This window comes from Bacillus sp. AY2-1 (assembly GCF_008368965.1).
In the GTDB taxonomy this organism is placed as follows: Bacteria; Bacillota; Bacilli; order Bacillales; family Bacillaceae_G; genus Bacillus_A; species Bacillus_A thuringiensis_S.
Genome location: NZ_QPEL01000064.1, coordinates 18,584 through 37,872 on the forward strand (window position 1 = coordinate 18,584; position 19,289 = coordinate 37,872).

Genomic DNA, 19,289 nt, shown 5'->3' on the forward strand with positions numbered 1-19,289 from the left:
TTATATATATACGATTTTTGTTATACGGCCGGAAACGTGTTTACTATAGATATATAATGTTATACACTATGAAAGGAATTAATTAATAGTTAATATGTTTTAGTTAGCTTGATTAAAAAAATTGTATGAATATGAAGTTTTGAGAGGAGATTTATTTTTCATGAAGTACAAAGCAATAGCCGCAGGTTTATTAGCAGCAAATTTACTAGCACATCCAATTAGTAGTTTAGCAGAAACGAAGAAATTTCCTGATGTTTCAGATAGTGCGTGGTCGAAAGACGCAATTTATTATTTAGTAGAGAGAAATGTAATTAACGGTATGCCAGATGGTAACTTTATGCCATACGGAAATTTAACACGTGCCCAGGCAGCAAAGATTATCGCAACAGCAATTGGGGCTAAAGTAGATCCAAATGCAAAGCCGTCTTATAATGATGCAAAAAATAGTTGGGCAGCTTCATTTATTGCAGCCATGGAAAAAGAGAATATTATTAAAGGGCGAGAACCAGGAGTATTTGATCCTGAAGGAAAAGTAACTCGTGCTGAAATGGCAGCTATGCTTGTAAGAGCATATAATCTGAAGAGCAAAGTAACAGGACCAGTTCCTACAAAATTCGCTGATTTAGAGAATCATTGGGGTAAAGAAGAAGTTAATATTTTAGTAGAATTAAAACTTTCTTTAGGTACAGAGAATGGCTGGAAACCGAATGATTCTATTACGCGTGAACAAGCAGCTCAGCTTACTGCGCAAACAGATAAATTTAGCAAGAATAGTGATCGTCCAGTAGAAACAAAGAAAATGTACATAGATAGAAAATTCATTACATATCACGCACCATCATTAAGTTCTGGGATTAGTGCAAATCAGCATAATCCACAAATGGTTGAAATTAAAGAAGAACGAGATGGATGGATCAAAATTGCAACAAGTAAAGGTGATAAATGGACACCTTTAGTAGAGAAAACAGAAGTTATTAATGAAGGATTCACTACTTATGCAGAAGCTTCTTCTTCTTCAAAAGTAATGGGAACACATAACGCACAACAAGTAACTGTTATTGAAGAGAACGGCAGCTGGATTCGTATCCGCATGGGCGCTGGTTTCCAATGGGTTAATAAAAATCAATTAAATCCAGTGAAGCAAGGTAACTTCTTAGAAGGAAAAGCTATTATCATTGATCCAGGTCATGGCGGAGTTGATTCAGGTAATCCAGGTTATTATGAGAAAGAAAGTGAAACTGTATTAGATGTATCACTACGATTACAGAAGATATTTGAGAAAAAGACACCATTTACTGTGTTATTCACTCGTACAGATGATACACGTCCAGGAACAAGTGCTTCTGATTCTTTAAAGAAACGTGTAGAATTTGCTCAAAAAAATAATGGGGATATTTTTGTAAGTATTCATGGTAATGGCACGGAAGAGAAAAATGGACAAGGTACAGAAACGTTCTATTATGAATCAGCGACAGCAAGAGGAACAAATCCTAACGTATCAGAAAGTCGTTTACTAGCAGAAAAAATTCAAGAGCGTCTTGTAGATGCACTGGGAACAAAAGATCGTGGTGTGAAAAAAGGCGATTTATACGTAATTAGAGAAAATACAATGCCAGCTGTATTAGCAGAATTAGCATTTGTAGATAATAAAAGTGATGCAGATAAAATAGCTACACCAGCGCAAAGACAAAATGCAGCGGAAGCTATTTATCAAGGTATTTTAGATTACTATGAAGAAATGGGTAACAACGTGTCTTCTTTCCGTTAATAAATAATAAGAGATTGCCATTGGCAGTCTCTTTTATTTATTAACGTTTCTCTTTATTTCCGGCATATGATATCATTTAATTTTATATATAAAAAAGTATTTGAGTAATTGTAATCATAACAATTTTAAACGATAGAGGATGATAATAGATTGAATAATCATAGTAAAACACCTGCCTGTATATATACGTATGCATTTCGTGAGGAGGAGCGTGCTTTATGTTACTTGGAAATGCGCTCGTTCTTTGGAATGGAGTCCCACGTTAATATTTTAAAAAGTGATGTCAAAATTGACCCGAGTAGAAGTGCGTTTATGAAAGAGCGCGTTGAGGTTATGTATGAAGGGGACGACTTAGAAAGCATTTTAAAACAAGTGGAACAAATTGATTTGGCGGGAGCGACATTTAAAGTTATTTTCGTTAAAATCAATGACCTCGTTGGGGAGAATAAAATTGAATATGGAGAAAGACGTCTTATTGAACGAGACCTTGGCATGCATATCGAAGGAGAAGCGGATGTTCGTAATCCAGAGCGTGTATTCGGGATTGTTCCTCTTGGAGGACGCTGGTACTTCGGGCACTATGTAGAAAGCGAACCAGTTTGGTATCATCACATAAAAAAACCGCATAGCTATTCGACATCACTTAGCACACGTGTTGCGAGATCAGTTGCAAATATCGCTGTACCAAATCCAGAGGGAGTACGAGCAATTGACCCGTGCTGCGGTATTGGAACAGTAGTAGTAGAAGCACTTTCTATGGGGATTAATATCGTTGGTAGAGATATAAATCCACTTGTAGTTCTTGGAACGAGAAAAAACATCGCACATTTTGGATTTGAAGGAACAGTAACAAAAGGACCAATTGAAGAAATTACTGAGAACTACGACGTTGCAATTATCGATATGCCGTATGACTTATTTACGCATGCCACACCAGAAGACCAACTATCAATTCTCTCAAGTGCACGCCGCATTGCTAAAAAGGTAGTCGTTGTCACGATGGAAACAATGGACGACATGATCCATGAAGCAGGATTTGAAATTACAGATCGCTGTATTACAAGAAAAGGGTCATTTACTAGACAGATTCTTGTTTGTGAATAAGAAAGGAAGGTCACCCGTTTGGGTGACCTTTTTTGTTTGTATTGATGTGTAATTGGTTGGTGGTTTAGGTAGATGAACTAGCGAAATTTGTCGGTAAGTCGATATTGCATGTCGAATCGCCGATAAATTTAAAAAATCGCTGATATATTGTGTTGAATCGCTGATATATTCCGAGAATCGCCGATATCGTTATATTAGAATATTACTGTTCTTTTAATTTCTCTTGTTGTGCAAGTAGTAAATTGCGCAAGATGTGTCCGCGGTAACTTTCTAGTTTTCGTCCTTCATGATAGCGCACACCTAATTTTTTTAATTCAGCTACGTACCAGCCTTTTGTTCCGTAGTACATTGGATCACTTCCTTTTTGCTTTTGAACAGTATATGTTGGGGGTGGAAGTAACTTTCCAGTGAAAATAATAAGACTGGTTGTATCAAGGGGCTCCATAACATAGCCTCTGGACAGTGTATAAAAAAATAGACAGTACTGTATGCTTTTTTACACAATGTATACAAATTTATATCCTATGCGTTGGCATGATATTTGCAATAAAAAGAGTATCAACATATAGGGGAGAGATAGAAATGAAGGTTAGTAAAGTGTACACAACAATTGATGCTCACGTAGCTGGGGAACCGCTTCGAATTATTACAGGCGGCATGCCGGAAATAAAAGGAGACACGCAGCTAGAAAGACGCGCATACTGCATGGAACATTTGGATCATCTTCGCGAAATTCTTATGTATGAACCGAGAGGACATCACGGCATGTACGGTTGTATCATTACTCCGCCTGCGAGTGCTCACGCTGATTTTGGCGTATTATTTATGCACAACGAAGGATGGAGTACGATGTGTGGTCATGGCATTATTGCTGTTATTACAGTCGGAATTGAAACAGGCATGTTTGAAGTGACAGGTGAGAAACAACAGTTCATTATTGATAGCCCTGCTGGGGAAGTCATTGCGTATGCAACATATAACGGGAGCGAAGTAGAGTTCGTATCATTTGAAAATGTTCCTTCTTTTGTATATAAGAAAGACGTTCCTATTAAAATAGATGACTATGAATTTCAAGTAGATATCGCGTTTGGCGGAGCTTTTTATGCAGTAGTAGACTGTAAAGAATTTGGCTTGAAAGTCGATTTCAAAGACTTATCTGCTATTCAAAAGTGGGGCGGTAAAATTAAGCACTACATTGAGAGCCAGATGGAAGTGAAGCATCCACTTGAAGAAGATTTAAAAGGAATATACGGCGTTATTTTCTCAGATGAACCGAAAGGAGGGGGCGCAACTTTACGAAATGTAACGATTTTCGCTGATGGACAAGTAGATCGTTCTCCTTGCGGCACAGGAACTTCCGCAAGAATCGCAACGCTTTTTGAAAAAGATGCCTTACAAAAGGGAGAAATTTTCGTCCACGAATGTATTACTGACGGGGAATTCGAGGGGGAAGTATTGTCGGTAACCGCAGTAGATACATATGAAGCTGTCGTTCCGAAAGTAACGGGGCATGCATTTATTACAGGATTTCATCAGTTCGTTGTAGACCCAAGAGATGATTTAAATCGAGGGTTTTTGTTAGGATAGAAGGAGGAGGTGGAAAGATATGCTAGTCATAAGCGCGAACGAACAACGAAACTTAGTAAATATGAACGAAGTCATTGAATACGCGGCGCTTGCTTTAAAAGAATTTTCCGCAGAAAGAACGATCACACCAATTCGAGGCTCATTGCCATTTGCGAACGAGAAAAATACGGCATTAATTATGCCCTCAGTAGCGGAAGGGCTTGAGGCACTTGGCTTAAAAGTAGTAACAGTAGTCCCAGAGAACAAAAAGATAGGAAAGAAAACGATAAACGGGATTGTGATGCTATCAGACTTTCAAACGGGAGAACCGCTCGCACTTTTAGAAGGATCCTACTTAACCATGATTCGAACAGGCGCCTTATCAGGAGTAGCGACAAAATATTTAGCTCGTCATAACGCAAAAACGTTATGTATCATCGGGACGGGTGAACAGGCGAAGGGAATTGCTGAAGCTGTATTTGCGGTAAGAGCTATCGAAAAAGTCATTTTATACAATCGAACAGAAGAAAAGGCGTATGCATTTGCGGAATATATACAAGAGAGATTCAACAAACCTGCATATGTTCACACAAATGCAAATGAAGCAATAAGCGAAGCAGACATCATCGTCACAACTACGAACGCATCCACACCAGTCTTCTCAGAAAAACTACAAAAAGGCGTCCACGTAAACGCCGTCGGCTCATTCAAACCGAGCACGCAAGAACTACCATCCCACGCCATCGCGGGAGCAAACAAAGTAGTAGTCGAATCAAAAGAAGCAGCACTAGAAGAAACAGGTGACCTTCAAGTTCCAGTGCGAGAAGGTTTATTTGAAGCAAGCGACATCCACGCCGAACTCGGCCAAATCATAAGCGGAGAAAAAGCCGGCCGCGAAAACGACGAAGAGATTACTATTTTCAAATCAGTTGGTTTGGCAGTAGTGGATATTATCGTTGCGAAGTATTTGTATGAGAGAGCGGTGGAGTGCGGGATTGGGAATAGGATTGAGTTTTGAGGGACTGCCTTTTGGTGGTCTTTTTTGTCAGGATGGGTGTGCTAGTATTTATAATTAAATACTTTTAATATTATGTTTAAATATATGAATTCTGCGCGGACATCACATCATTCATTCAATTGGTATATGAAAAAAGCTGCACCTCTAACAATTAGAGGTGCAACTTTTTACCATTCTCGCCATTCTTCTGTTATGTCTTCTTCAGATTCTAGACCAGCTATTCGTGCTGCTGTATCGATAAATTCATAGAAATCTTCTCTTTCCATTGTTTCGATAAAATAGTCATGTTCGTCATTTAATTCATTTATGTTAAGAACAACCTCTTTAACAACATGCATTATTTCAACTTCAGTTGGATTTTTTCCCAATTGCTCTAAATTATTTATGTAAGTGTCAAGAACTGTATTTGTTGCACTTATATTTTCTTCAGTAAAAAATTCCCCATCCTCATCATTCTCAATCCATTGGGTTGTTGGTTTGTTTTTTTTCAATTCATCAAATGTCATGATAACCTCCTAAATGTGTTTTTTGTCTTTAATTTCATTCTACATTTTCGGTCATATATAACAATCATTTTAGAGTTTTTTTGTAAGCTACTAGTTTTTTAACTCATTTTACGAGGTAACCTATTCGTGGTCTTCTTTTTTAATCCTCCTTATAAATATATTTTATGGCAAGAATGTATTAGTAGATTTCAAACTTTCCACATTTACAAAAAAGTTTGACTTTACATACAGGTAGTGGTAATTTAAAACTTATAAGAAAACTCGGGATTAATTCCGAGTTTTCTTATGGGTATAACTAGTTTGAGGGGGCCAAAAGATGAAACGGAAATTATTTGCATTACCATTTGTTCTAATACTACTTATTGCATTAGCGGCTTGTTCTGGGGAAAAAGATTCTTCGAAGCAAGCGGGCACTAGTAAATCAGGGACTCCGAAAGATGGAGGAACGTTAACGATTGGTGTTAGCGATAATCCAGATACGATGAATCCGCTTTATGCGAATGATCGTGTGTCATTAACTGTGCAGCAGGCTTTATATGCGCCGCTATATCATATGGAAGACGGTAAGAAAAAGTTTGTTCTTGCTGAGAGCTTTACGCCTTCAGAAGATCAATTAACGTGGACACTGAAATTAAAAGATAATTTGAAATGGCATGATGGTAAGAAAATTACATCAGACGATATAGCATTTACATTCCAATCTATTTTGGATGAGAAGCAAAATAGCTCAAGTCGTGAAAACTTTATTTTTAAAGGAAAGCCGCTTGAGGTGAAAAAGGTAGATGAGTTAACAACTCAATTCGTTTTACCACAAGTAAGCGCATCTTTCGAAGGTGTGATGAATGATTTCTTCCCAATTCCGAAACATGTATTTGAAGGGGAAGCAGATTTAGCGAAGAGTAAGAAAAACTTACAGCCTGTAGGATCAGGGCCGTTTAAGTTTAAAGAGTATAAATCAGATGAGTACGTTGCATTAGATCGATTTGATGATTATGTAGGTGGGAAAGCTAAATTAGACTCTATCGTATACCGCGTTGTAAAAGACCGTAATACAGCAAATGTTTCACTGCAAAATGGTCAAATCAACATGAAGATGATTGAGCCGCAAGACTTTAAGAAACTAGATAGCACTGGGAACTTCTCAATGGTGACATTCCCTGAAGGTAGATTATTCTACTTATCTTATAACATGAATACTGATCTTATGAAGAAAAAAGAAGTGCGCCAAGCAATTGCACATGCGTTAGATAAGAAAGAAATGATTAACTCAGCATTCGTTTCGGGTGAATTTGCAGAACCAGCAAATTCAATCTTAACGCCAGACGCTATGTATTATGCGAAAGATATTAAAGACTATAAGTATGATAAAAAAGAAGCGAAAGATTTATTAGCAAAAGCTGGCGTGAAAGATAAGGAAAAAGTACGTGTGATGTATGTAACGAATAATAAAATTATGGAAAGCTTAGCGCTTTATACACAACAAAAATTAAAAGAAGTTGGCTTAGAAGTTGAACTAAATGCATTAGATGCTAGTGCGGCAAGTGAAAAAGGCTTAGATAAAGAGAATAAAGAATATGACATTACATTTGGTGGTTACATAATGGGACCTGAGCCAGATTCATATAAGAGCTTATTCTTAAGCAATGCTGAATACAATTATGCACGATATAAAAACGCTGATTTCGATAAGTTATGGGAAGAAGCTGCAGTTGAGACAGATAAAACAAAACGCGCAGAGCTATACCATAAAATTCAAGAGACAGCTAGAGAAGACGTACCTTATCTACCAATCGCGTATCCGAAAGCAGTTATTGCAGTAGATAAAAAGTTTGATGGATTAAAAGAAGCGAAAGCAATTCCTGTCACAATGTTTGAAGATCTATCTAAGATTTATGAAGTGAAATAAGAAACAATAAAGAAGCTGGTGGAAATCAGCTTCTTTATCAAGTTAAAGCCTAATTGATGTAGGCTAATGAAAGTTTCACTTTAGCTTGAGGGGGGAAGTTTGTGTATAAAGTAATTGCGAAGAGGCTTTTAAATGCAATTCCGCTTTTATTTGTTATTTCTATTATTTCTTTTCTATTAATAAAACTAGCACCGGGGGATCCGGTTCGAAACTTTGTAACGCCAAATATGAGTCCAATTGATGTGGAGCGTATTCGCAAAAGTTTAGGACTAGATCAACCAATTTACGTGCAGTATATTTTATGGTTAAAAAATATTTTAACAGGGAACTTTGGTTACTCACTTCAAAATCATCGTCCTGTTTTAGATCTTATCGCAGAAAGATTACCCGCAACAATTGGGTTAATGGGATCATCTTTAATCGTCTCATTCGTAATCGCAATACCACTTGGACTACTTACAGGTGTGAAAAAGAATTCTATCTTTGATCGCATTGTGAACTTTATCTCTTATGTGGGAATCTCAATGCCAGTCTTTTGGTTCGCGTTATTATTAGTCTACTTATTCTCTTTAAAATTGAACCTACTTCCGAGTATGGGTATGCGCACCGTAGGTAAAGATTCTGTTTGGGATATTGTGCAACACGGAATTCTACCTTGTATGGTGCTAGCGTTCCAAAACGTATCTGTTTATATGAGATATATTCGTTCAAGTACGATTCAGCAATTAGAAGAAGAATATGTACAAATTCAATATGCGTACGGTGCTTCAAAGAAAACGGTTTTATTTAATCACGTACTTCGAAATGTATTAATACCAATCATTACAATTTTCGGATTATCGATTCCAAGTTTAGTAGGCGGAGCATTTATTACGGAAACAGTATTTTCATGGCCGGGTCTTGGTTCACTTGGGGTAAATGCTATTTTTAGATTTGATTATCCGATTATCATGGCAATTACATTACTATCATCATTCATGTTAATTCTCGGTAACTTAATTGCTGATATTTTATATGGCGTAGTAGATCCGCGCATTCGAATGAGGGGGTGATTTGGAATGAATAGTAGGAGATTTCAAACGATAAAACATAGCTTTACGAAAAATAAGTTTGTTGCAATGGGAGTTATTATACTTGCGATTTTAACGGTCGCATCAATTTTCACATTCGTATCGCCGTACGATCCTAGCAAAATGTCGATTCCAGATCGCTTACAAGAACCAAGTATGAGTCATCCTTTCGGAACGGATGATTACGGAAGAGATTACTTAACGAGAGCGTTATATGGCGGACGAGTTTCACTTGCGGTCGGTTTTCTTGCGATGGTTGTTTCTATTACAATCGGTACCGCAGTTGGAACAATTAGCGGATATTTTGGCGGAAAGTTAGACAACTTTTTAATGAGGGTTGTTGAAGTACTTATGTCAATTCCATCATTCTTTTTAATGCTACTATTAAATGCGTATTTAAAACCAGGAATTACGACGTTAGTTCTTATTATCGGATTACTAACATGGATGGACACCGCCCGTATTGTAAGGGCAGAAACGTTATCTGTAAAAGAGCGTGAGTACGTTTTATACGCAAAAGTATCAGGACAAAAATCACTTATGATTATTGTAAGACATATCATTCCTAACATTTTATCGACCATTATTATCGCTGCGACATTAACAATTGCGACATCGATTTTAATGGAATCATCACTTAGTTTCTTAGGTTTAGGTATTAGAGAACCAGATTCTTCTTGGGGCAGCATGCTAAACAATGCGCAAGGATATATTGGTGAAGCTTGGTATTTAACACTCTTCCCAGGATTCCTTATCCTTTTAACGGTACTTAGTTTTAACGTAATTGGTGAAGCATTGAAGAAAGCTTTCGCACCAAAAGGAGCTGGAAATGAAAACTAAAGTGTTAAGTGAAAGGAGTGAGAAGCGTGTCTGAAAAACTACTAGAAGTGAAAAATTTAAAGACTTCTTTTTTCATAGAAAGTGGCGAAGTTGAGGCAGTTCGTGGCGTTACATTTCGTTTAAATAAAGGAGAAGTAGTTGGTATCGTTGGGGAATCTGGAAGCGGAAAGAGTGTGATGGCGAAGTCCGTTATGTCCCTCGTTACATCACCAGGGAAAGTGAAAGAAGGGGAAATCCTTTTTCATAATGAAAACATACTTTCTAAATCTGAAAAAGAATTGCGTTCTATTAGAGGAAATCAAATTTCACTTATCTCTCAAGACCCAATGTCAGCGCTAAATCCAGTCGTAAAAATTGGGAAACAAATGACGGAAGTAATTATACGCCATCAAAAAGTGAAAAAGAAAGAAGCAGAGCAGATTGCGGTCAATTTGTTAAAGCAAGTCGGCCTTTCGTCGCCAGAAGAAAGGGTAAAGCAATATCCGCATGAACTAAGCGGCGGTATGAAGCAGCGGGTTATGATCGCAATGGCGATGTCTTGTAACCCAGACCTTCTCATTGCGGACGAACCGACGACAGCGCTTGATGTAACGATACAAGCACAAATACTAGATTTAATGAAAAACTTAAAAAACGAAACGAACATGGCGTTACTTCTTATTACGCATGACTTAGGAATAGTCGCACAAAACTGTACACGCGTTATCGTTATGTATGGCGGACTTATTATGGAAGAAGGACCTGTACTTGATATTTTCCGATCGCCGAATCATCCATATACGAAAGGGTTATTAAACTCTCTGCCGAAAATATCGAACGGCGTAAGAGAGAGACTCGCGCCAATTCAAGGTGTAACGCCAAACTTATTAAACCCGCCAAAAGGTTGCCCATTCGCAGAGCGTTGCCCGCATGCGATGGACATTTGTGAAAAAGAACGTCCTCCATATTTTGAAATTGGAAACGAAAGACGTTCCATGTGCTGGTTAAACGATAAGACAGTAGGTGAATCACATGCATGAAGAAAACTTAATTGAAGTTCGGAACTTAAAAAAATACTTTCCTATTAAAAAAGGACTATTCGGCAGAAAAACAGAACAATTAAAAGCAGTCGACGACCTAAGCTTCACAATTAGAAAGGGTGAAACATTCGGGTTAGTAGGAGAATCTGGCTGCGGAAAATCAACGACAGGAAGAAGCATCATTCGTTTACACGATGTCACTTCAGGTAACGTTTTATTCGACGGAAAAGACATCGTAAGTTTAAAGGAAAGTGAACTAAAAGAATATAGAAAACGAATGCAAATCATTTTCCAAGATCCATACGCATCATTAAATCCGTCGATGAACGTATTTCAAATTATTAGCGAGCCAATGAACATTCATGGCTCTTACGAAAAAGAAGAACAAAAAGAAATCATATTAGACCTGCTCAAAAAGGTAGGATTAAAAGAAGAACACTTATACCGCTACCCGCACGAATTTAGCGGGGGACAAAGACAGCGCATCAGTATCGCGCGCGCACTATCTGTAAAACCAGATTTTATCCTATGTGACGAACCAATCTCAGCACTTGATGTCTCTGTCCAAGCACAAGTCGTAAACATGCTGCAAGACATCCAAGAAGAAACAGGCGTCACATACTTATTCATCGCACATGACCTATCCATGGTAAGACACATATCAGACCGAATCGGAGTCATGTACTTAGGAAACATAGTAGAAATTGCCGACAGCGAAGACCTATACACAAAACCGGCACATCCATACACGCAAGCACTACTCTCATCCATGCCAGAACCAGATCCAACAAACATAGGAAAAGAACGGATCATCCTAGAGGGTGAAGTACCAAGCCCACTCCACTCACCATCCGGCTGCAAATTCAGAACGCGCTGTAAATTCGCCACTGAAAAATGCGCACAGGAAGTACCGAAGATGGTGGAGATTGCGAAGGGGCATGAGGTGGCTTGTCATTTGTTTTAGAGGGAGAGCACTAGGGGGACCTGGTGCTTTTTTTCTTTGTAGGTGAACGTGATGTGGGATTGGTTGTTAGTTTAGGAGATAGCGCGCTCGAAATTTGTCGGTAAATCGATATGTTGTGTCGAAACGTTGATATATTCGGAGTTACGATTGATATAATTGAATAAACGTTGATATATTTTTGTAAAGAGTGGGATTGGTTGTAACTTAATGTAGAAATTTAATGTTTTCGAAAAAAAGAATTGACTTCTATATTAGTTGTAACTAAAATAGTTACATAAAGATGTAATGAATTTAGTTACAACTAATATCTGCTAAAAATATGATTTATATATTTAATTAAGGATGGTGGTCCATACGTTGCCACCCGGTGTAGAAAGTTACTAACACATTCAAATCAATGCATATTCCAAGCTTTAGTATTTTCTGTTACGGGGCAATAAGGTGCAACGTTATCTTTTGTTAAAAACCTTGGTGGATCTTTCTTTGGAAATATTAGTTTTGGGGAAATATAGTAAGGTATCTAAAAAAGAACAAGGTATAAAAAGATGTACTTATATAAACCAAAAATTTAGTTGAGCTGGATAATAAAAAAAAGGTAGGAGATTTAAATGGAGACGAAACAAGATAACCTTATTTACGTATGGGATGCATATTGTGGATGGTGCTATGGTTTTTCAGAAAGTATTAAAGGATTTTACAAAAACCACACTGAAGTGCCATTAACAGTTTTATGTGGAGGGTTATTTTTAGATAATTTACCAATGAAAAACTTTTCATATATAGAAGAAGGAAATAAAAGAATTAATCAACTTACAGGTGCTGAATTTGGTCCTTCATATCAAAAATTGGTGGAGGAAGGGACTTTTAAAATGAATTCGAAAGATGCTGCAATTGGTTTTTCAGCTTTACGCTCATTAGCGCCAGACCGTTTATTAGAATTCACTTCGGCTATGCAAAAAGCGTTTTATTATGAGGGCCAAAGTCTGAGTGATCCTGAAACATATCGCAAAATTGCAATCGAGCATGGTTTGGACCCTGAACAAGTATTAGAACGTTTAAACGCTCAAGAAACAATAATAGATGTCCAAAATGATTTCAATAAAGTTCGACAGCTTGGTGTTAATAGCTATCCTTCCTTACTTTTACAAAAGGATAATCAAATTATTCCTATTGGTGGTGGCGTAATGACGCCGGATAAAATTGAAGCGCGTTTTAAAAATTTATATTAAGAAAATTTAGGATATAGTAGCAAACATGTTATCTTAGGCCACCTGACATTCATCTCCGGAATATTCGCCAGTACTATTACACTTTCAGATAAATGGGAGTGGGAGATTTTATCGGAACAAGATAAAAATATGATAATTAGTTAATAACTTTAACAAAAGGAGAATAACATACTATGTTTAAAACAATCGATACAAATCAAAAAGATGTGAAATTAACGGTGTTTAGTTCGGACGAAAAAAGCTTTATGGTCACAGCAACATTAGTTGAGAAAGCAGGACATGCATTTTTAATAAACTCAAAATTTACTCAATCTGATTCGAAAGAAATTGTTGAGTATCTGAAAAAAAACGACTTATCTTTAGATAAAATCTTTATTATTCATGGGGATCCAGACTACTACTTTGGATTAGAGAGCATTAAAGCCGTTTACCCAGAAGCTATAGCGTATGCAACAGAGTCTACTGTTGAACATATCGTTCATTCTGTCTTAGGGAAATTAAAAGTTTGGAAAGACGTCCTTGGAGAAAATGCACCAAGTAACGTGATATTACCTCAAGTGTTTAAAGAAAAAGCGATTGATTTTCAGGGGTTAACATTTGAACTAGTAGGCTTAGATCATTACAGAACTAGCTTATTTAATAAAGAGCTGAAAGTATTAATTGGTGGTATTGATGTATTTAACGAAATACATGTATTCTTAGCGGATACTAGTTCAAAAGCGGCGATGGAGGCGTGGATTGAGAACTTGAAAGTGTTACAAGCATTACATGCTGACATAATTGTACCTAGCCATGGATCAATCGAAAAGTCCCTAAATAATCAAGCACTTACTGCGACAATGGATTATCTAAGAACTGCGGTTCAAGCTTCTGAGGAAAGTGGAACTTCAAAAGATTTTGTGGCAAAACTTGAAGCAGCATATCCAGACTTTGCAAATAAAGGTGTATTAGAATTAAGTGCAAAAGTTGTAACAAAAGAAATGCCTTGGGGTTAATGATATGAATAAATATCAAAAACTATTACATGAAACGTATGTGTTAACTGGCGAAGGGAAATTGGATGCGTTCAAAACATATTTAAGTGAAAATGTATCTTGGACAGAAGCTGCTGGGTTTCCATATGCAGGTACTTATATAGGTCCAGATGAAGTAGTGAAAAACGTACATGAACGTCTTGGCACGGAATGGGATGACTATAGCGCTAAAGATGAAATTTATACTTTTAATAACAATACTGTTATTGTGTATGGAAAATATAGTGGAACATATAAAGCTACAGGGAAGTCATTTGTAGCAGATTTTTGTCATCTTTATAAGTTTGATGAGAACGATAAGGTTAAGAAGTTTATTCAAATTGTGGACAGTGCAACTGTTAATGAGGTATTAAGTTAGAGTTAATCGTTTCTAATATGCCTTGTATAGAGGGAGGATAAATGAAATTCCTAACATTACCCCTGACATTACATTTTGGGGAAGGTTTCTCCTTCTTCAAACTTTTTATAGAAGAAAACTTATTTAAGTAGAAGAGGTAGGTATATATGAAATTAGAGAAAAGTTTAATCATAACAATTATTTCTGTATTTATTTTAGGAGTAGTTTCGACTTTGGTATATCAAGCTTCCACCGGTAATAACAAAGGGAACTCAATAAAGAGCGAGAATGTTACTTCTGTATCAAAAGAAGTGAAAGAAAATGAAAAGAATAAAAAGATGGTAGTTGATTTCTATAATGAAGTTTTTAACAAACATAATATCGATATTATCCCTAAATATGTTAGCGAAGATTATAAGCAACATAATCCTTTTGTTGCTGATGGACGAAAAGCCTTCATGGATTTCTTTAAGGAGGATTTTGTTAAAAATCCTAATTCCTCTGCAGAGATTAAACGTGTAGTAGCTGAAGGGGATACGGTTGCTCTTCATGTACACTCTCGTACTAATTCTCAAGATAAGGGAGTTGCTATAGTGGATATATTTCGTATCAAGGATGGAAAGATTGTCGAACACTGGGATGTAATTCAAGAGATTCCAAGTGAAGCAGCTAATGATAATACGATGTTTTAGATAGAAGATATATTTAATAATTGTTTAATTGATAGTGCTGTATAGAATTTAGAAATTTAGATAATTAGTTATCAAATTTGGAAATCATTTAAAAATAGCATATTAAATGATGGCACAAATTAATACGAAATAGCTCTTTAATAAAAAATCCTACAAAATGAGTAGGATTTTTTATTAAAGAATAGTGCTAATTTTGTGGTTCGACACCATCTAAATTTGGAAACAACATATTAAATGATGGCACAAATTAATACGAAATAGCTCTTTAATAAAAAATCCTACTCAGTAAAAAATGAGTAGGATTTTTTATTAAAGAATAGTGCTAATTTTGTGGTTCGACACCATCTAAATTTGGAAACCATGAAAGTATAGGTACTCTATATCCACGTAAATTAAAATTGTAATTTTTTCCTTCTTTTATGTTTGCTTGCAGATCCACTGAATTAAACTTCATCATAAGAAGGCTATCCTCATTAGAAATAACTTTTTCGGTTCCATTTTTTTGCTCAACCTAGTACAATCTCACCAATTTAAAAAGACCACCATTACTGGCAGTCCTTTTTTGGTAGTTTTAGAAATTAAATTATAACATATTAATATATGGATTATAAATATATTTTTCCGAAAGATACTATAAGTTTTTTATAATTCTTGATTTCTCAATTTCCATTGCATACTGAATTTTCCTGTAAGTATTAATAACTAACATTAAAATTATCAATCCACTAGATTATTAGAAAAAACTGGTTATCTATATATTTTTTGGTAAAATATAGATATAATTTAAGAGGGTAAAGTTAATATAGATCAACTAAGTAATGATAAGAAAATATTTTATTGCATAAAAAAAGGCTCCATTGCTGGAGCACTCAAAATAAACAAACGAATTAAAACAAGAAACAGACAATTTAACTATATAGATAAAACATAAATAAATCTATATATATGTAAAGATTCATATAAAAACTCTATTTATTGATGCTATAATATGTTTACTCGATGATTGTTATATTTTTTTATGGTTTTTAAGCAATAAATACCTTCTTAACACCAAGTGTACAAGTAAAAGAAGACATCTTAAGCGATGTCTTCTTTTCTTAACCTACAAAAAGAAGAACTACAATTCAACGGTTATTTTTTAAAGGCTCAAAATATAGTTAGAATACAAGTAAAAACTACAGAATTGCCAATAAAAGCTATAGTAGAAATAATAGATGCTCAAACACCAGAAACTATTGCTTGGTTTGTAACAAAAGAGGATGCATTTGTTGATGATGAATGTACTCAAGATGTAACAACAGAAATAATAAAAGAAGCTAAAGTAAGAATGCGAGAACCTCTAAAATTATCAGTAAGTCCTTCATCTACTGAAATTGATAATAAAAAAGTATTTATAGTACATGGACATGATGAGAGTGTAAAAATTTCCGTCGCTAGGTTTCTGGAAAGGTTAGATTTGAAACCAATAATTTTACATGAACAAGCTAGTGGTGGATCAACAATTATTGAAAAAATAGAAAATAATACAGAGGTAGGGTTTGGAATTGTACTTTATACGCCTTGTGATTTAGGTAAGGCTAAGAATGATGATGAACTACAAATGAGAGCTAGACAAAATGTTGTATTTGAACATGGATATCTAATTGCTAGATTGGGAAGATCCAATGTTTGTGCATTAGTTAAAGATAATATCGAAAAACCAAATGATATATCAGGAGTTGTATATGTTAACTATGATTCAGGGAATGGTTGGCACATGGCGTTATTTAAAGAGCTAAAAAATGCCGGCTACGAGTTAGATGCAAATAAGTTATTTGTATAATTTATTACTATTTATGAGGTGTTTAAATGCTACTTTTCTTCAGAACCATATATTCAGCCATTGCGCGTTAGCATTTTTATAGTGACAACCTTAAAGATACGTCGGAAGAGTTATTTGGCAGTCTTTCTGTGGTATCGAGTGTAGAGATGGTTAGCTACTTATCTGTTTAGGCATAATCTAGGATCTTTAGAATTCTTAATTTGAACAATCTATTTTTATATTATTTAAATAGTAATCTTTTATAGACCCACTCATTTTAGTTAACCTTTGTTCAAATATAAATGAAGTCGCAATTGTAACTAGATGCACAATTAATCAAAATAGAAAAAAGTACCTATAAGAGTAGGTGCTTTTTTCTTTGTTATATATAAATTATACATTAATTTATATTTGGAACACTTTAAAAAGAAAAGATGATGATGGATTTATTAATAGATGCGTATAACTATATGTATATATTTAATGCATATATTATTTTTAGATAAATATATATATCTTTCAGTAAGAATGCACCATTCTTCGCTATTTACTTATATTTATAATTTAACTAATTCATTATAATATCAATGTTGATTTAAAGTTTTTTGTACAAAATGAACAGATGGGATTTTTTTAGGGATGCAAATACAATGAATCATTCTGTTTTCTTAATTGACTAAATTTTTAAAATTTAAATCTTCAAATGTTAATACTTGTTATATAATTGACTTATTAAGGCATTGCCCCTAAAAGTTAATATGCCTAATGAGATTGTTTACGTTTTCCTTATGGGGTAGCACCAACATTTCATAGATTCTGTACGCTAAGGCTATAATCTTTATAATTCCTGAGCGTACGAAATTCGCGCTTTGTTGTTGGGACCGCTATGAGTACTGTTAAATATAATATTCAAGGAGTGATATAATGAATACTAATCTTAAATTATCAAACAGACCAGAACACACTGTTCAAAAATTATTTGAACAGCAAGTAATTCAGAATCCAGATTCTGTTGCGTTGGTATATAAAGATCAACAGTTAACTTATAAGGAATTAAATGAAAAAGTAAATCAATTAGCTTTTTATCTACAAAAACGAAACATAGGCCCTGAAAGTATGGTAGGGGTTTATATAGAACGTTCTTTAGAGATGATTGTAAGTATATTAGGAATAATAAAAGCTGGTGGCGCATATGTCCCACTAGATCCCGCATATCCAACAAAGAGGCTTGAATATATCTTGAAAGATGCCAACATACAAGTATTGCTGACACAAAGTCATCTAACACAGTGGATACCTAAAGAAATAGATTGTATTGATATAAAAGAACATGAAATGAATATTTCGAGAGAAAAAAATATAAATCCTACAATTGAAGTTAAACCAGATAATTTGGCATATGTAATTTATACATCTGGATCCACAGGAAATCCAAAGGGTGTCCTTTATGAACAAAAAGGTCTATGTAATTTTATTAATGCCAGCATTAATTTTACAAAATTAAATACGGGTAGTAAGGTAGTTCAGTTTTCTTCAATTGCATTTGATGTTTCACTATATGATATCTTCGCAACTCTGGTGTCTGGTGGAACTTTATATGTATGTGGTCAACAAGATATTATGCCAGTCGAGCCACTTACCCAGTTTTTGCTAGAAAAAAAAATTACGCATGCATTTTTACCACCTACGGTACTAAATCTGTTAGATGAATCTGTATTTAAAGATTTACAGGTTGTTATTTCTGCGGGGTCAGCCTGTAGTGAACAAGTGGCAAAACGATGGATGCAAAATCACCTTTTTATTAATGCGTATGGTCCAACAGAAACTACAGTTTATACCGTTGCGGGAATATACAAAGGAGATGGAGCACCTCCTATTGGTCGGTCCATTCCCAATGTAGAGGTATATGTATTAAATGAAGCTAAAAAACTTGTCCCTATTGGAACAGTAGGTGAACTTTATATAGGAGGTATCGCATTAGCACGAGGATATTTGAATCAACCTGAATTAACAAAGGCCTCATTTATCCCACACCCATTCAAGAATAGCTCTAATGATAGATTATATCGGACTGGTGATTTAGTTAAATATTTACCTGATGGAAATATAGAATATATAGGAAGAGCTGATAAACAAGTTAAGATTAGAGGATTTCGAATTGAGTTAGGTGAAATTGAAACAATATTAGGAAATCATCCAGACATTAAAGAAGTTACTGTGGTAGCGCAAGAAGATTCATTTGGAGATAACATCTTAGTAGCCTATATTGTGGGCGAAGGAGATACACAAGAGTGGAGAAAACATGTAGGGGTACATCTTCCAAATTATATGGTCCCGGCTCATTTTATCAAGATAGAATCATTGCCATTAACTGTTAATGGGAAGGTAGATAAAGATGCTTTACCTGCATGGGCCTCTATTATACAAACGAACGA

17 protein-coding genes are annotated in these 19,289 nt (G+C 35.4%); 15 read left to right on the forward strand and 2 right to left on the reverse strand.

The features are described from left to right. The first annotated feature begins 160 nt into the window (after positions 1–160). Both DN403_RS15710 and DN403_RS15715 read left to right on the forward strand, forming a co-directional pair. Positions 161–1,768 carry an N-acetylmuramoyl-L-alanine amidase gene (locus DN403_RS15710; RefSeq protein ID WP_000875336.1) on the forward strand — a complete coding sequence of 536 codons (1,608 nt, stop codon included), beginning with the start codon at positions 161–163 and terminating at the stop codon, positions 1,766–1,768. Between the two features lie 150 nt (positions 1,769–1,918). Further along, complete coding sequence (locus DN403_RS15715; protein WP_001059321.1) at positions 1,919–2,872, forward strand: TRM11 family SAM-dependent methyltransferase; 954 nt, start codon at positions 1,919–1,921, stop codon at positions 2,870–2,872. Between the two features lie 202 nt (positions 2,873–3,074). Here the strand turns inward: DN403_RS15715 and DN403_RS15720 are convergent, their stop codons facing one another. Continuing rightward, positions 3,075–3,317, reverse strand: a complete 243-nt coding sequence (locus tag DN403_RS15720) for a YflJ family protein (protein WP_000433499.1) — start codon at positions 3,315–3,317, stop codon at positions 3,075–3,077. An 89-nt stretch (positions 3,318–3,406) separates the two neighbouring features. Between DN403_RS15720 and DN403_RS15725 the strand changes: the two genes are divergently transcribed. Beyond that, positions 3,407–4,459 carry a proline racemase family protein gene (locus DN403_RS15725; RefSeq protein ID WP_149185572.1) on the forward strand — a complete coding sequence of 351 codons (1,053 nt, stop codon included), beginning with the start codon at positions 3,407–3,409 and terminating at the stop codon, positions 4,457–4,459. 19 nt (positions 4,460–4,478) lie between these two features. Further along, the gene (locus DN403_RS15730; protein WP_149185573.1) at positions 4,479–5,456 is read left to right on the forward strand and encodes an ornithine cyclodeaminase family protein; all 978 of its coding nucleotides are present in this window, start codon (positions 4,479–4,481) and stop codon (positions 5,454–5,456) included. A 167-nt stretch (positions 5,457–5,623) separates the two neighbouring features. On the opposite strand, the gene DN403_RS15735 is transcribed toward DN403_RS15730, so the two are convergent. Beyond that, positions 5,624–5,962 carry a hypothetical protein gene (locus DN403_RS15735; RefSeq protein ID WP_149185574.1) on the reverse strand — a complete coding sequence of 113 codons (339 nt, stop codon included), beginning with the start codon at positions 5,960–5,962 and terminating at the stop codon, positions 5,624–5,626. Between the two features lie 316 nt (positions 5,963–6,278). On the opposite strand from DN403_RS15735, the gene DN403_RS15740 reads away from it, so the two are divergent. From DN403_RS15740 to DN403_RS15790, 11 genes are all read left to right on the forward strand, one after another. Further along, entirely contained in the window at positions 6,279–7,868 is a 1,590-nt protein-coding gene (locus DN403_RS15740; RefSeq protein ID WP_000823579.1) for an ABC transporter substrate-binding protein, read from the forward strand. Between the two features lie 101 nt (positions 7,869–7,969). Continuing rightward, positions 7,970–8,920 (forward strand): ABC transporter permease, encoded by a 951-nt coding sequence (locus DN403_RS15745; RefSeq protein WP_149185575.1) that lies wholly within the window; start codon positions 7,970–7,972, stop codon positions 8,918–8,920. A 6-nt stretch (positions 8,921–8,926) separates the two neighbouring features. Further along, complete coding sequence (locus DN403_RS15750) at positions 8,927–9,778, forward strand: ABC transporter permease (RefSeq protein ID WP_001088639.1); 852 nt, start codon at positions 8,927–8,929, stop codon at positions 9,776–9,778. A gap of 26 nt (positions 9,779–9,804) precedes the next feature. Next, positions 9,805–10,797 (forward strand): ABC transporter ATP-binding protein, encoded by a 993-nt coding sequence (locus DN403_RS15755; RefSeq protein ID WP_001291172.1) that lies wholly within the window; start codon positions 9,805–9,807, stop codon positions 10,795–10,797. Next, positions 10,790–11,761 carry an ABC transporter ATP-binding protein gene (locus tag DN403_RS15760; protein WP_000544156.1) on the forward strand — a complete coding sequence of 324 codons (972 nt, stop codon included), beginning with the start codon at positions 10,790–10,792 and terminating at the stop codon, positions 11,759–11,761. The genes DN403_RS15755 and DN403_RS15760 overlap by 8 nt, the downstream gene beginning before the upstream one ends. A gap of 608 nt (positions 11,762–12,369) precedes the next feature. Further along, positions 12,370–12,990: a DsbA family protein gene (locus DN403_RS15765; protein WP_000448622.1), complete on the forward strand. Its 621-nt coding sequence runs from the start codon at positions 12,370–12,372 to the stop codon at positions 12,988–12,990. Positions 12,991–13,163: 173 nt separating this feature from the next. Beyond that, positions 13,164–13,985 (forward strand): MBL fold metallo-hydrolase, encoded by an 822-nt coding sequence (locus DN403_RS15770; RefSeq protein ID WP_074791156.1) that lies wholly within the window; start codon positions 13,164–13,166, stop codon positions 13,983–13,985. 4 nt (positions 13,986–13,989) lie between these two features. Continuing rightward, positions 13,990–14,382 carry a nuclear transport factor 2 family protein gene (locus tag DN403_RS15775; protein ID WP_001046367.1) on the forward strand — a complete coding sequence of 131 codons (393 nt, stop codon included), beginning with the start codon at positions 13,990–13,992 and terminating at the stop codon, positions 14,380–14,382. A gap of 146 nt (positions 14,383–14,528) precedes the next feature. Further along, a complete protein-coding gene (locus DN403_RS15780; protein ID WP_000764218.1) occupies positions 14,529–15,053 on the forward strand; it encodes a nuclear transport factor 2 family protein in 525 nt (174 codons plus the stop codon). Positions 15,054–16,137: 1,084 nt separating this feature from the next. Beyond that, positions 16,138–16,875, forward strand: a complete 738-nt coding sequence (locus DN403_RS15785; RefSeq protein ID WP_000093953.1) for a TIR domain-containing protein — start codon at positions 16,138–16,140, stop codon at positions 16,873–16,875. A 903-nt stretch (positions 16,876–17,778) separates the two neighbouring features. After that, positions 17,779–19,289 (forward strand): non-ribosomal peptide synthetase (locus DN403_RS15790; RefSeq protein WP_149185576.1); only part of this gene is annotated, 1,511 nt, incomplete at its 3' end.

Coding starts and splice junctions, on each gene's coding strand:
- DN403_RS15710 (WP_000875336.1), top strand. CDS start 161: ATGAAGTACAAAGCAATAGCCGCAGGTTTATTAGCAGCAAATTTACTA.
- DN403_RS15720 (WP_000433499.1), bottom strand. CDS start 3,317: ATGGAGCCCCTTGATACAACCAGTCTTATTATTTTCACTGGAAAGTTA.
- DN403_RS15725 (WP_149185572.1), top strand. CDS start 3,407: ATGATATTTGCAATAAAAAGAGTATCAACATATAGGGGAGAGATAGAA.
- DN403_RS15730 (WP_149185573.1), top strand. CDS start 4,479: ATGCTAGTCATAAGCGCGAACGAACAACGAAACTTAGTAAATATGAAC.
- DN403_RS15735 (WP_149185574.1), bottom strand. CDS start 5,962: ATGACATTTGATGAATTGAAAAAAAACAAACCAACAACCCAATGGATT.
- DN403_RS15740 (WP_000823579.1), top strand. CDS start 6,279: ATGAAACGGAAATTATTTGCATTACCATTTGTTCTAATACTACTTATT.
- DN403_RS15750 (WP_001088639.1), top strand. CDS start 8,927: ATGAATAGTAGGAGATTTCAAACGATAAAACATAGCTTTACGAAAAAT.
- DN403_RS15760 (WP_000544156.1), top strand. CDS start 10,790: ATGCATGAAGAAAACTTAATTGAAGTTCGGAACTTAAAAAAATACTTT.
- DN403_RS15765 (WP_000448622.1), top strand. CDS start 12,370: ATGGAGACGAAACAAGATAACCTTATTTACGTATGGGATGCATATTGT.
- DN403_RS15770 (WP_074791156.1), top strand. CDS start 13,164: ATGTTTAAAACAATCGATACAAATCAAAAAGATGTGAAATTAACGGTG.
- DN403_RS15775 (WP_001046367.1), top strand. CDS start 13,990: ATGAATAAATATCAAAAACTATTACATGAAACGTATGTGTTAACTGGC.
- DN403_RS15780 (WP_000764218.1), top strand. CDS start 14,529: ATGAAATTAGAGAAAAGTTTAATCATAACAATTATTTCTGTATTTATT.
- DN403_RS15785 (WP_000093953.1), top strand. CDS start 16,138: ATGTCTTCTTTTCTTAACCTACAAAAAGAAGAACTACAATTCAACGGT.